Raw genomic sequence first — 12040 nt, 5'->3', positions numbered from 1 at the left:
GTGCAAGACAAACGGCACCTCATGCCTATCCTGCAATAGTCTCCCCACTCCCCATTTCTTGAGATTATCCAGAGTTCGCGACGCCCCCTCCCCCCGCCGAGGTCAGTTGTGGATTGCACAATCCATAATCGAGCGAGGCGCAAGGGGGAGAAGCGTCACGCCCTGCGTGACGCGGCCCGAAGCCAGCCATCAAGGCAGGCTTCGCCTGACTTGCGCGCCCTGCGCGCCTGTTGATTCTTCGATCGCGGTCAGCGATCAAACATCGTCAGTGCTGGCGATGCTGCAGCTTGAATTTGAACCCTGCCCTGTGGATGCCGATCAGGCTTGTCCCGGTGAACGTGACCTGTTGCAGCAGCAACCCTCTCCGATCGATCAGGATCGCGAAGGCGATCATGGCGACATTAGCGGCCAGAAAGACAAACCACCCGTACCGGGAAATTTTGAGATTGAGGGCGAGCAGCAAAGCGCCCGCGATCCCCAACAGTGACCCGGCCCACTCGCAGATGTCAGCGGGATTCATGGTGCGTTACCGCTTGCGAGTGCCGCCACCGCCAGGCGTCTTCGCGCTGCCATCGGCGCCAGGCTGCGCACCGCCAAGGGCTTGCAGCAGCTCGGCACGATTGGCTTCCATTGCTTCAAGACGGCCGCGGAGCGTAGCTGCTTCGCGTGTCGCTTCGGCAGCTCTTGCGTTGGCGGAATCGAGCGCCGCTTGCGCCAGATCGGCGTTGGCAGCGATCGCATCAAGGCGGCCTCGGAGGTTTGCTGCTTCCTGGGCCAATTCGCCGGCTTTGCCGTTGGCGGCGTCGAGCCCGGCTTGAGCCTTAACAGCGAGCGCGCGATCGGATGCGGCATTGGCCTTTGCGGTGGCCAGGTCGGCGGCCAAGCCCTCCAGCTTGGCGACGGATTCGACGTGCTTACGGCGCTCGGTTTCCAGCTCGGCCACGGCGACCTTCGCTGCATCTTGGGCGGCGGAAAGGGCGCTGTTGAGACGGGTGATTTCGGTGTCTGAGCGCTGGCGGGCCTCATGCGCATGGTCCAACTCGACCCGGAGGTCATCGGCCCGGCGCTCGATTTCGACCGCCCGCGCTTCAGCCGTCGCGGCACGTTCGGTCATCGCTGTGAGCGATTGAGTCAACTCGGCCAGGCGCGTCGCTGATGCGGTTGCTTGTGCTTCGAGGGTGAGCACCGAACCGCGCACCGTCTCCAGCTCGACGGCTTGGCCGTCGAAGGCGGCCGAGAGTTCCGCACGTACGGCGTCCGCTTCGGCTCGTTCCAGATCCCAAGCTGCCTGGGCAGCGTGGAGAGCCTGGTTGGCAATGTCTTGGGCCTCGGCCCATGTCTGGGCGAGGGCGGTTTCGTGCGCCAGGCGCAGGCGGTCGGGCACCGCGATGGGAGCAGTGGACGGCGTGGCCGTCTGCTGCCGGCGCCAATCCTTCATGACGATCGAGGCGTCATTCATGTTGACCTTGGCCATGCGGCGCACGTCGTCGACGCGGGGGAAGTCAACCCGGCCACCTTGCTCGTACAGCGTATTGGCCGCCGCGATGACTCGCTCGCGGATTTCGGGATTCAGTTCCATGTCCGGGCTCCGTTGGTAATAAGAATAATAATAGCATTCTTATTATTATTTGTCCAGTGCTTTGTGGATTGCACAATCCAAAAGTCACGGCACAATATGGATTGCACAATCCAGAATCAGGGACAGCTATGCAGCCCACTCACGAGGCGTATTCCGAGCTGGAAATGGCGTACGACCATTTCAACGACGCGCTCTACGAAGGCCAGTTGCCGAAGTGCCTTTTGACGTTTCAGCGCGATAAGAGGTCCTACGGGTATTTCGCGTCGGAGCGCTTCGTCAACAGCTCGGGGGTGAAGACCGACGAGATAGCCATGAACCCGGCCATGTTCGCGGTGATCCCTGCGGCTGAAATCATGCAGACGCTGGTTCACGAAATGGCGCATCAATGGCAGTTCCACTTCGGCAAGCCAGGCCGGCGCAGCTACCACAACAAGGAGTGGGGCGCGAAGATGGAAGCCATCGGGCTGATGCCGTCGAACACTGGGGAGCCAGGTGGCAAGAAGGTCGGCGAGCAGATGATGGACTACATCATCGAAGGGGGCCGGTTCGAGGCTGCTTGCAACGAGCTGCTGTCGAGACTCGCCATCACATGGCGGGATCGGCTACCGGTCCAGAAACTGGTTGACCAGGTGATGGCTGGAACTGTCGAGGGTGTGGAAGCTGCTGACCTGATCGCTATGGGCGTCGAACTGGAGACGCCGGCGTCGAAGTCGAATCGACGGAAGTACTCGTGCAGCAAGTGCGGTGTGAACGCGTGGGGTAAGCCGAATCTGAACCTGATATGTGGCGAGTGTCAGGAACGCTTGGAGGATGTCGGAGCCTGAGAGGGGAGGGCGTTGTCGTAGACCTCCACCCAGTCGACAAGCGATTTCAATCGCGCTTGGCGCTCTGCGCTGAGGCCTGCCAGCGCCTTTTGCACCTGGTCATAGAACTCATCCCGGGGCACGTCAAAGGTGTGCCCCTCCGAGCGAAGCAAGCCGGCCGCCAGGCGCAGGCGGTGCTTGGCACGCTCAGGGAGGGCTTTGGCGCTCACACCTTGGAGTCAGTCAGCAAGGTCAGAACGACATCGCTGATGTTGACCTCTTCTTCGAGATTGCTGTCTTCGTACCTGATGAAAACGAGCCCGGCCGATGTGGGGCGCTTCTTCAGGACAACCATCACTTCCTTGTCGCCAAACTTGGCGAGCAGCAGTGGCTTCTTGAGCTTGTCCGGATCGCCTGGGCCAGGCGGTTCGTTTTCGAGGTCCGGGTTGTGCGGTGGAATGTGCTGCACGCCCGGCCCGTCAGTACCGGGGTCGTCGGTGGAATCGTGGCCAGCATCGCCTTCGTTGTCGCCGCTGGGGCCCTCGGACTCGCCCTTGATATTATCAAGAGGGTCTTTCAAAGCGCCGCCTTCGGTGGCCCCTGTGGTGGCCGGTGGTTTCGAGGGCGCCACCTCTTCCGAGAGAGCGGCCAGAAACGCGCGGTCGATTTCCTCTGCCGCTGCCGTCCGGTTTTCCACCAGCTCAGGATTTTGCGCATGCAGATTGCGCAGGGTGTACAGATACTGGGCAGTCCGGCACTTGCGGCTGTGATACAGCTCCAGCAGGAAAGGCGGGGCATCAGTGAGCGCAAGCAGGTGCGTCACAGCGCTTGGGTCGATCTTCAACTTGCTGGCGATCGTTTTCTTCTTGTCGCCAGCCTTCAGGCGCTTCGCAATGAAGTTGGCCAGTTCCAGCGGCTGCAACCCTTTGCGACGCTCGTTCTCGCTGACCTGCGCGTAGTCGTCGAGCTGGCGAGGATCTTCCGTGACCACATAGGGCAAATCGGGGAGTCCGAGCCGGGTGCCGGCGCGAAAGCGGCGGGCGCCGAAGCGAATCAGCAGCTTGCCGTCGGCCTGCTCGACAACAACCAGCGGCTGAAGAATTCCGCGTTCCTTCACGTCTGCGCAAAATTCCTCGAATTCAACGTCGTCAAACTCGGTGCGCGGCTGGTCCTTGTCTTCGACAAAATTGCCGATCGGAGCCCGAGGCGCGGTCTTCACCAGCTTTTCTGGTTTGGCTTTGGATGCAGTGCCAACAGGCTCTTCATCGAGTGCGGATAGGTCGAGTGCCATTTCTTTTAAACCTCAAGTGCCATGCGTTTTGCGATCACCTCGAAGGACGGCTTGATTTCTCGCCAAGCGTCGCGTGCGGAGGTTTTCTTCATGTCGGCCAGGTACGCGCCTTCGGCCTGCGCCTCGGCAATGGCTGTCCGGGTAGGGATGTAAGCGAAGCGCTTCTTTTCTGGATCGATCAGGATCATCAGCTGGGAGAAAGGCTCCACCAGTTGCTTGAAGTTGCCCTTTTGGAACGGCGTTGGCTCGACCAGGTTAGGCAAGATGCCGATCAATTCGAGCTGGGTGTTGATCGCGGCCTTGATCTTCCGGTAGCCGTAGCGCTTGTGATTGAGCAAGCCGCCGATGCCATCGATGGCCTCTTGGTTCAGCTCGATAGGGGAGAGCAGAAATTGCCCGGTGATGAGGGCCGCGGCATAACGAATATCGGGATTCGGATTCGTGTCGATGATGCACACGTCGAACTGACCATCGACCTTCTCGAGAAATGCTTTCAAGGCGTTGACGTAGTTGTTGTGTTCGCCTGGCTGACGCTCCAAGCTGCTCAGTACGTCGTCGCCCGGCACCAGCACGAACGACGCGGCTGGCAGCGCATCGAGCTGCCCTCCGAGCAATGCGATCGAAGTGAGTTCAGCCGAAGTGACCTTGCCATTCTTGGCCAGCGCCTTCGACGAGTTCATTTGATGATCGAGATCGATGAACAGAACGCGCTTACCTTGCTGTGCCAGGTAGTACGCGAACTGGCAACCGATGGCGCTTTTACCGACGCCGCCCTTTTGATTCGCCAGAACCAGTGTTTTCATTCAATACCCCTAAAAATTTGCTGAGTTCGCTGTCCGTGAAATTCACTTCGTTTGCTCGAAGGAATTCGCTGACCTGCGCTTGTGAGTAACCGTGATTGACGAGCTGCTTGATGTCGCTCGCGAACGGCTCCAGAACAGAAACACCTTCCGGCGCCACGGCCGCCATGAATTCGGAAGTGGGCAGCTTCACTGCCTTTGCCTTCTCCATCTTGGCCAGGAATCGGCGCCTCAAGGTGTTGACGTTTTGTGGCTTCATCCCGTAATCTGTCGCCACGTCTTTGAGCCGCTTTTGATCGACCAGCAAGGCCCGCACTGCTTCCAGTGAACGAGCCTCCCAGCGACGACAATGCAGCAGCTTCACCCGATCGAACTCGGTGGCGGTCACTGCATCGCCTGCCATCAATCAGCCTCGCTGCTGCTGCTGCGAAAGCTTCTGGCGCTTCGTCTCGCCAGGTGCACCGAACTCGAAGTCGTCGACGATGAAGCTGAAGCCGTATTCAATCTCGCCCTGGACCTCGCGATCGTTGTTGACCAGGCGGTATTCGACGACGATTTGATCGCCAACGTAGGCATGCTCCGAAATCGTCTTGGCCCGCGAGCCGAAGATCGTGAACGGAATCGCAACCTTGCGCTCTTCGCGGGCATCGCCCGTCACCTCGTCCTTGCCGGCGTACTCGTTGCGGATCAATGTGAAGAAGCAAACCGGCGTGCGACCACCATCACGGAAGACCGGGGCCTTAGCAATGCGGCCGACAAAACTACCCTTGTTCATGATGAATTCCCTGTGCTTGATTGATGAAGTGTCAGAAGGTCTGACGGGTCAATCATAACACGATAACACAAAAATAACACAACAAATAACACGATATTTTTATCGACAAGTACGCTCAATGAGCGTATACTTTCAGGCATGGATGCAGCCTTTGTGTCCACCGCGCCTCGGGACTCAGGGGCTGGAGATTGAAGATGTCAACACCGATGACCATGAGCGAATTCGCTGAACGCGTGAAGGCGCTGCTTCGCACGCAGCCTACCGGCACCGGACTGAAGGACGGCGACACGGACAACGAATTCTTCATGGATGGCGAGAGCCTGTTTTGGGCCGACCTGGTAGGCAACCTCCGTGACGCGGGCGACCTCGACAAGAGCGCTTGGGACAGCGCGCGCGGTTGCTGGGATGGCAGCACACCCGAGGCCACCATGGCCGTGATCGAATCGCCCGTGTTCTTGCCCGCGCGTCGAAGTACTGACCTTCGCGTGGAATGGGAACGCGATGTCACTGATGCCGTGGCGGAGTTGTGTGAGTGCGGCAACAGCGACGCGCAGGCCATCGTCGAAGGGCAGGGCGCGATCCTCGAATCGTGCTGGCTGCTGCGCAATACCGCCGCCGACACGGCCGCTCAAATCACCGCTGGAAGTGCGGTATGAGCGCGCAGCACACGCCGGCTCGCGGCGCCTCACGGCTGGTCGAGCAGCCAGGCCTGTTCCATCCGGCCAGCTTGGCGACGACGGTTGTGACTCCGACTGCGCCCCTGCTGAAGCCGCACGCATGGCCCTACCCAGGCCTGACGCCTGAAGACAGCGCACGAGCTGCGTGGGGCATCAGCAGCGAATACGCCGACATGCTGGCGGCTGTCGTGCAGTCGCAGGCCGGGGCCGAACTGACATCGGGCCAGGTCTTGGCCCTGATCCCCGCCGACTGGCGTGCACTGATGGGTGACTGGGTGCATGCGAGTTTGTGCCCGCGCCAGGGCGAGGAGCGAGGCATTGAGGTCCGCTACGTGCATCACGACGGTGGCGGCCATCATTTCACCTACCAAGCCGTTGAGGACCACCACTTCATCGCCACCGGGAGCGCATCGTGAGCTCGCAGCCAGTCGAGCCGGTTGAAGCACTTCTGTTCCGCGCACAGCGACAGCTCATGGCGTGGGCGCAGAAGTATGGCCAGCACGATCCGAAGTGGTTGCCGCCCAATGGCGACGTAAAGCTGCAGGAGGATATTGACGCATACCTAGCAGCGCGTTCCCCCTCGACTGGCGACGCAACAGCACATGCCTAACCATCCAAACCGAGGCCTGAAAGGGCCTTCTTCAAACCCTTCGCCGGCAGACATTTGCACGGCACGCGAAGCAACCGGCCTGACACAAACGCAGGCTGCAACGCTCATTCACAGCTCGCTGCGGACTTGGCAACAGTGGGAGGCTGGTGACCGGCGCATGCACGCAGGGTTGTGGGAGCTTTTCCGCATCAAGGCGGGCCTCGTCGACCTCGCCAAGTAGCCCGACCTGGCACTGCATCGCCGCCTCTGGCGATACGGCGCCACGCTCAATGCCCCCTTCCTGGCAAGCCGGTCTTTCACGGCGAAGACCCGCAGGGCGGGGCGGCAAGTCAATGCAGGCCGTTTAAGGCCCTCGGGCCGTTAAACGTGGGTAGCCCTGTCCTTTTCCAGAAAACGCCTCCAGCGGCCTTTGTGCCCCCATGGCGGCCCCATTCATCCCCGACCTGGGAACCCCCTTCTCTGAAGAACAACCTGCGGCCGTCGCACGACACAGAGGATCTTCGAGGGCATGCAGGTGCGTAGCCCGACAGTCCGGGGGACTGTCGGGTGAGGCGGTAGGAGCCGGCCCGGTAGGGCTTCGATCCGCCTGAGCGGATCGAACTCCGTATCCCGCCGAACACATGCCCTCGCGCGGAGCCCTCGGACGCCCTGGATGGTCTTCTTGTCTGTGGCTGAGGCGAAGCCTACAGCCGGCTGTTTGGGGGCCAGGGCAACCCCGCAAGGCGGGGTCATTTAATGGGGCGAAGCCCCTTCGTGGCTGTTGCGTGCAAGTCAGCTCCGCAGGAGCTGCGCAGCAGGCCATTTCTTGGCCCGAAGGGCCACGCGAATTCTTCCCCCCGCGGCCGACATCGCCGGCGGACTTATCCACCGCGCGCGGCCCTCAATTACCGGTAAAAGTAAAGGAAAAGGATACGGGAACCTTAAAGGCAACCTTACAGGTTTAGGGGAGGGCCAATACCGCGCGGGCTAGGGTGCCCGATCCTGCGAGGGTTGAGGGGGCCAATACCGCGAGGGCAGGGGGGCCAATCCTGCGAGGGTTGGGGGGTCCGATACCGCGTGGATAACTCCACTGTCCACAGGCCAGGCGGGGGGGTCTGATACCGCGCACCGGCCACCAGAGGCGGATTGTGGGCATGCATGCCTTCGCATTCATGCCACCATGAGCCGGACGGCCCGGCCAGGCACCGAAAGGCGATGAGCGAGGGGGGGCCGATTCCGCGCACGCCTAGCATGAAATACTCGCATTTCACGCTCATGGGGCGCAAAAAATGCGAGCTTTTCATGGTCCTAGCCACAAAAAAAGCCCCGCACGAGGCGGGGCACGAAGCGGCTTCGAGCCGCAGGGAGGATTGAGTGGCTACAGCCGTCAGGGCTTGTAGGGGATAGGAGGGGGCGAGGCCATCAGCAGACAGCCGCCAGTGACCTGTTTGACCTTGGCAAAGGGGTACACCTGGAGCACGTCGCGCAGCGCGCGCAAGAATTTCTTCTTGAAGTCCTTGTCGGCGTTGAGCCCTTGATACTCCTGGCCGAACTGCTCGCGAAGGTTCGCCCAATACAGCATCACCGGGCGGCCTGTGATGCGGTGCAGTCGGTCGGCCAGGAATGTGTAGATGTCCATCGAAAGGGCTGAGCCCTTGAGCATCGAGAAGGCGCGAACGTCGATCGGCACCGCGTGCTTCTTCAGCGTCGTGTAGTAGTCGTCCGAGAACGTCACGACACCGGGCCACAAGGGCCGCTGTTCGTCTGTCGCCTGTAGCCATGCCTCAAACTGCTTGATGGGCTTGCCCTCGTACGTGTAGGCCTTGCCGTCAGCATTGAAACCCAGCGTCATGCGGCAGGCGGATAGCGCCTGTACCTGTTTGCGGAACATCGTGAAGGTGCCCTTCTTGCCCCCGCTGGTGTCCTTGCCGAGCATGCGAAGGAACTGGCTGGCGCTGTCGCCGACGGGAATCTGCGGAGAGCTTTCACGCACGGCGTAGGTGTTCATCCACGCGAGCATGAGGCGCGGCAGAGTCCCGTAGGGAATCGGCTGCTGCACGAACTTCTCGCCGTCCCAGAGCTTGCCGGCGCCGATGCTCAGTGCGGCGCCGCCGCACTTGCGCTCGAATTCGGTGCCTTCGACCTTCGATCGCGGCAAACCGACCTGGCACATGATCGCGTGCATGAACTGCATTTCCTCGCCTCGGGGCGGGGCAGCAGCGATCGCGGCGCCGGTCTTGATGATGCGTTCGTCGAGCAAGCGGATCGGCTTGGGGGTCGCGACGGACAGGGCAGGCAACACCTCTTGCGGTGCGATCTGTTCGGCGAACAAGTCGCCTTCCAGCGCCTTGGCCTTGGCCACGGCGCGTTTCTTGGCGACAGGCACCGCAGGGGCCAGGCCGCGTGCTTCGGCTGTCTTGCGTGCCGTCTTGCTTGCGCTCGATGGCTCGATGCCGCCCGCGATCAGTTGATCGCGGAATGAGATTTCGTCGAATGAGGATTTATCCATTGCCATCGCATCAGCTCCTGTCGCGTTGCAAAACCGACTCGGCCGCGAGGCGGCCGAACTCGTCGGCGTACTGCTTGGTCAGAGCAGGCACGCCGAAGAAAATGTTGAAGTTCTCGGCATTCGATTTCGCCGGGTCGACCTTCCGGCCGCCCATGGCGGCCTTCGTGAAGTTCGCGCTGCCGAAGGCGGTGCGGTCGTCGTCGACCACGATGAACTTGTGATGCATGACCGCGTGGCGGTCATTCATCCAGACAGGCACGCCGGCATTGAGCAGGTAGGTCGCGCCGCTGTATTGGGCGTCACGGAACTGCGAGGAATCGAGCACCACGCGAACGTCGATGCCTCGGCCCTTCGCTTCGCGAAGTGCTTTGCCGACTTCGGCGTGGGTGAAGTAGTAGCCGGCAACCCAAACGCGACGCTTCGCGCTGCGGATCAGGTCCGCGACTGGGGGGCCGATTTCATCCTGGGGAGCGAAGTAGACATCGACCGTCGCGCCAGTGAGGGGAACGCGCTGCGCAGCAGGCGCATGCGCTGAGGCGAAGGCCACGGCAAGAGCGAGGCCGATTGAAGTAAGATTCTTCCGCGTCATGAATGAGAGTCCCGTAAGTATCGATTTTGTGACGACGCCCCGGCTTTACCCCCCGGGGCGTTTTTCTTTGTGCCGCGCCTCGGCGCGATGGTACACGCGAACCCTGCCAAAACGGATGTTTTGGCAGGGCCGCGCAGAGGGCGCTAGCGGCTTTTCTCCGCCTTGCAGGAATCGCAATCGCAAGGCGCGACGATACGGAGCTGAGCCAACATGGCCTTTACGGTCGGCTCGATCAACGTATGGCAAGCGTCGTCGCTCATGGACCAGCCAGGCCGCAGCAGCACGTCGTAAGCGAAGCCGCCGTCTCTGTCCGTCGCGTATCCATAGCCGGCGTCGACCTCGACGACCTGGTGCGCGTGTGCGTCGCACCAGCGGCGCAAAGTCGCCGGCACGTCTCCTATGTAGCGCACCGTGAGCGGTGCCGCGTTTTGCTTTTGCTCCATACGTTCTCTCCTGTAGTGACGTTCAAAAATGCTGCTCATGAGAACAACCCCAGTTGCTCGGCGCGTTGAGCGACGATTTCGCGGGTTGCATTGGCCATTGCGTCGGCTGTCGCTGCTGCCTCGGCATGGCCTGCCTCTGCCTCCTCGTCGGCGTGCGCTTCCGTGGCGTCCAGCTCGGGCTCGATGTGCGCCGGGGCCGGCTCGGCTGCGCAAAGCAGCTCGACGGCCTGGCGCTGCGCTTCAGCGCGGCGCAGGCGGAAATCCCATCCGCCGAAAACGTGCATCGGCGTAACCCAGTGCCCGTACTCCTTCAGCGTCAACGCGTTGCCGTGGATCACGATCGCTGGGACCCCGTACAACGACAGTTGCAGGTAGGCCATATGCACCGCTGTCGCGTCGATGTCGATCGCGGTCGCGTGCATGTGCCGCGTGGGGTCGAGCTGCTGCGCAGAGAGCGCATCAGCGCAAGCGATCAGCATCCCGGCCGCGCCGCACGCGGGCTCGTTGAAGGTGATGAATCCTTTGCGTGCGATCTGGTCAGTCGCATTGCCGATGGTCAGGGCGGCCATGAGCGAAGAGACAGAGTAGGGCGTGAAGAACTGGCCCTTGAAGTTGTCGCCCAGCTCCAGCGACATGAACAGGTCGCCGAGACAATCCGAAAACCCGCAGGCGAGCCAGTCGACCAGCACCGCAAACATGATCGGGAAGCGCTCGACTTCCTCACGCTCGTAGCACCCGACAATTTCGAGATACCGCGCCTCGCGCTTGTCGAACTGGAGCTTGTCTACCCTGTTGCTCACGGTCAGGGCCGACAGCTCTACGAAATCGCTGAAGACCCTCGACAAACGGTGCCTGCGCGCGTTGTCGCGCAGAAGCGATGTCAGTTCCTTTTTGTGGGCGCCCGGCCCGATAAGATTCGGCTTAGCCATATTCGCGTTTCCTCCCTGCGCGCGTGTGGTTAGAGGCCCGACCGCTGTTGACGCAGCGGCCGGGCTTCGCTTTTGTGGGCTCAGTCTTCCAAGGGCTGAAGAATCGTGATGACGGGCTCGCCGTTATCACCACCGCTGCAAATCATCTTGAGGTCCACGAGCTGGGGCGTGATCCCGTGGCCATCGCGAGCGACGCGGCGAAGCTGGTACGTCAAAACGCCCGCGCTCTTGTTCTGTTGAGCCGCGAACATCGCGATGCACAGAACATCCCAAAGGCGGCCGGCCTCGTCCTGCGCCGCGCCGGTGCGCTTCGTGTCCAGCGGGAACCACTCGACGCAATCCGCCCATACGGCGCGCGTGAGCGCCACAGGAATCTTGAAACCGGCTTCCTTGGCCGTGGCCGACACGTCCACCAGGTCGCCCATTTCGATCAGGTCAGCACGAGTGACCGTGTGGATCGGTTCGCCGAAAAGCTCGATCAGGCTCGCCATTGCTGGCGGTGCTGCAGGTTTGTCAGCGCGCACGGCGCCGGCGTTCTCGCTCGCCTTCGCTTCCGCCCACCGGGCAATCATTTCTGCGGCCGACTGGATCGAAGACCGCGCATGATCGATGTCATGGGCGAAACGTGCGGCAACGTGCGGGAGCATCTTTTCCACCGCGTCGATGTGCCTCTGCAAGCGGCTGCGAACGTCCTGCTTCAACCACTCCGAACGCGTCGAACCATGCAAGTCGGTACGGCTCCAGTTCAACGTACTGACCGCCCCGCGAAACTGCGCAATCTTGAATTTCACAACGCCTGCCGGTTGGTGAGTCTGGGGTGCGAGGAACTGCGCGTCGGCAGTGTTGTTGGAGCTGTGTGTGTTCGTTGCGGTCATGAAGGTGTCCTCGTTGGTGGTTGAAAAAATCTGCCGTTATGGAGCCGTCTGACGCATAAAGAGACCTGGCGGGCAGGGCAGAGGGGCGCGCACAGAGGCCGCATGCCCGCAGCGAAGCGGAGGGACCGGGCGAGTACGCGAGCGAAGCGGTACCCGGCGCCCTGACGGGCAGGGCTATGCG

The 12040-nt window shown here is 61.5% G+C and carries 15 protein-coding genes; 3 read left to right on the top strand and 12 right to left on the bottom strand.

Annotation, left to right across the window (positions count from 1 at the left end; all coding sequences use genetic code 11):
• Window positions 1-265: 265 nt before the first annotated feature.
• Window positions 266-520 (bottom strand): hypothetical protein, encoded by a 255-nt coding sequence (locus ACT6S0_RS23255; protein WP_394485843.1) that lies wholly within the window; start codon window positions 518-520, stop codon window positions 266-268.
• A 6-nt stretch (window positions 521-526) separates the two neighbouring features.
• Window positions 527-1579 (bottom strand): DNA-binding protein, encoded by a 1053-nt coding sequence (locus ACT6S0_RS23250; protein ID WP_444766136.1) that lies wholly within the window; start codon window positions 1577-1579, stop codon window positions 527-529.
• Between the two features lie 128 nt (window positions 1580-1707).
• On the opposite strand from ACT6S0_RS23250, the gene ACT6S0_RS23245 reads away from it, so the two are divergent.
• Entirely contained in the window at window positions 1708-2403 is a 696-nt protein-coding gene (locus tag ACT6S0_RS23245) for a SprT-like domain-containing protein (protein ID WP_444766135.1), read from the top strand.
• On the opposite strand, the gene ACT6S0_RS23240 is transcribed toward ACT6S0_RS23245, so the two are convergent.
• The 5 genes from ACT6S0_RS23240 to ACT6S0_RS23220 are packed head-to-tail and all read right to left on the bottom strand — an operon-like array spanning window position 2373 to window position 5248.
• On the bottom strand, window positions 2373-2612 hold the full coding sequence (locus ACT6S0_RS23240; protein ID WP_444766134.1) for a hypothetical protein: 240 nt from the start codon (window positions 2610-2612) through the stop codon (window positions 2373-2375). The genes ACT6S0_RS23245 and ACT6S0_RS23240 overlap by 31 nt on opposite strands.
• On the bottom strand, window positions 2609-3673 hold the full coding sequence (locus tag ACT6S0_RS23235) for a ParB/RepB/Spo0J family partition protein (protein WP_444766133.1): 1065 nt from the start codon (window positions 3671-3673) through the stop codon (window positions 2609-2611). Before ACT6S0_RS23235 ends, ACT6S0_RS23240 begins: the two co-directional genes overlap by 4 nt.
• A gap of 5 nt (window positions 3674-3678) precedes the next feature.
• Window positions 3679-4476: a ParA family protein gene (locus ACT6S0_RS23230; protein WP_444766132.1), complete on the bottom strand. Its 798-nt coding sequence runs from the start codon at window positions 4474-4476 to the stop codon at window positions 3679-3681.
• Complete coding sequence (locus ACT6S0_RS23225) at window positions 4433-4861, bottom strand: hypothetical protein (RefSeq protein WP_394485827.1); 429 nt, start codon at window positions 4859-4861, stop codon at window positions 4433-4435. The genes ACT6S0_RS23230 and ACT6S0_RS23225 overlap by 44 nt, the downstream gene beginning before the upstream one ends.
• Before the next feature lie 18 nt (window positions 4862-4879).
• On the bottom strand, window positions 4880-5248 hold the full coding sequence (locus tag ACT6S0_RS23220) for a single-stranded DNA-binding protein (protein ID WP_444766131.1): 369 nt from the start codon (window positions 5246-5248) through the stop codon (window positions 4880-4882).
• A 194-nt stretch (window positions 5249-5442) separates the two neighbouring features.
• Here ACT6S0_RS23220 and ACT6S0_RS23215 point away from each other — a divergent pair, with 194 nt between their 5' ends.
• Together ACT6S0_RS23215 and ACT6S0_RS23210 are read left to right on the top strand one after the other, a co-directional pair.
• A complete protein-coding gene (locus ACT6S0_RS23215; RefSeq protein ID WP_444766130.1) occupies window positions 5443-5904 on the top strand; it encodes a hypothetical protein in 462 nt (153 codons plus the stop codon).
• Window positions 5901-6341 (top strand): hypothetical protein, encoded by a 441-nt coding sequence (locus tag ACT6S0_RS23210; RefSeq protein ID WP_444766129.1) that lies wholly within the window; start codon window positions 5901-5903, stop codon window positions 6339-6341. The genes ACT6S0_RS23215 and ACT6S0_RS23210 overlap by 4 nt, the downstream gene beginning before the upstream one ends.
• A 1560-nt stretch (window positions 6342-7901) precedes the next feature.
• Here ACT6S0_RS23210 and ACT6S0_RS23205 read toward each other — a convergent pair.
• The 5 genes from ACT6S0_RS23205 to ACT6S0_RS23185 all read right to left on the bottom strand — a co-directional run bounded on the left by ACT6S0_RS23205 (window position 7902) and on the right by ACT6S0_RS23185 (window position 11859).
• On the bottom strand, window positions 7902-9029 hold the full coding sequence (locus ACT6S0_RS23205; protein ID WP_444766128.1) for a replication protein RepA: 1128 nt from the start codon (window positions 9027-9029) through the stop codon (window positions 7902-7904).
• Window positions 9030-9033: 4 nt separating this feature from the next.
• On the bottom strand, window positions 9034-9612 hold the full coding sequence (locus ACT6S0_RS23200) for a phospholipase D family nuclease (protein WP_444766127.1): 579 nt from the start codon (window positions 9610-9612) through the stop codon (window positions 9034-9036).
• Between the two features lie 143 nt (window positions 9613-9755).
• Window positions 9756-10055 carry a hypothetical protein gene (locus ACT6S0_RS23195; RefSeq protein WP_444766126.1) on the bottom strand — a complete coding sequence of 100 codons (300 nt, stop codon included), beginning with the start codon at window positions 10053-10055 and terminating at the stop codon, window positions 9756-9758.
• 35 nt (window positions 10056-10090) lie between these two features.
• Window positions 10091-10984 carry an N-6 DNA methylase gene (locus tag ACT6S0_RS23190; protein ID WP_444766125.1) on the bottom strand — a complete coding sequence of 298 codons (894 nt, stop codon included), beginning with the start codon at window positions 10982-10984 and terminating at the stop codon, window positions 10091-10093.
• Between the two features lie 80 nt (window positions 10985-11064).
• On the bottom strand, window positions 11065-11859 hold the full coding sequence (locus tag ACT6S0_RS23185; protein ID WP_444766124.1) for a DUF6573 family protein: 795 nt from the start codon (window positions 11857-11859) through the stop codon (window positions 11065-11067).
• Window positions 11860-12040: the final 181 nt, after the last annotated feature.

Origin of the sequence: Roseateles sp. (assembly GCF_052436255.1) — a bacterium.
Classification (GTDB): Bacteria; Pseudomonadota; Gammaproteobacteria; order Burkholderiales; family Burkholderiaceae_C; genus Pelomonas.
Note: the sequence above shows the minus strand (reverse complement) of the source record. Positions and strands in the feature narration are given on the sequence as shown.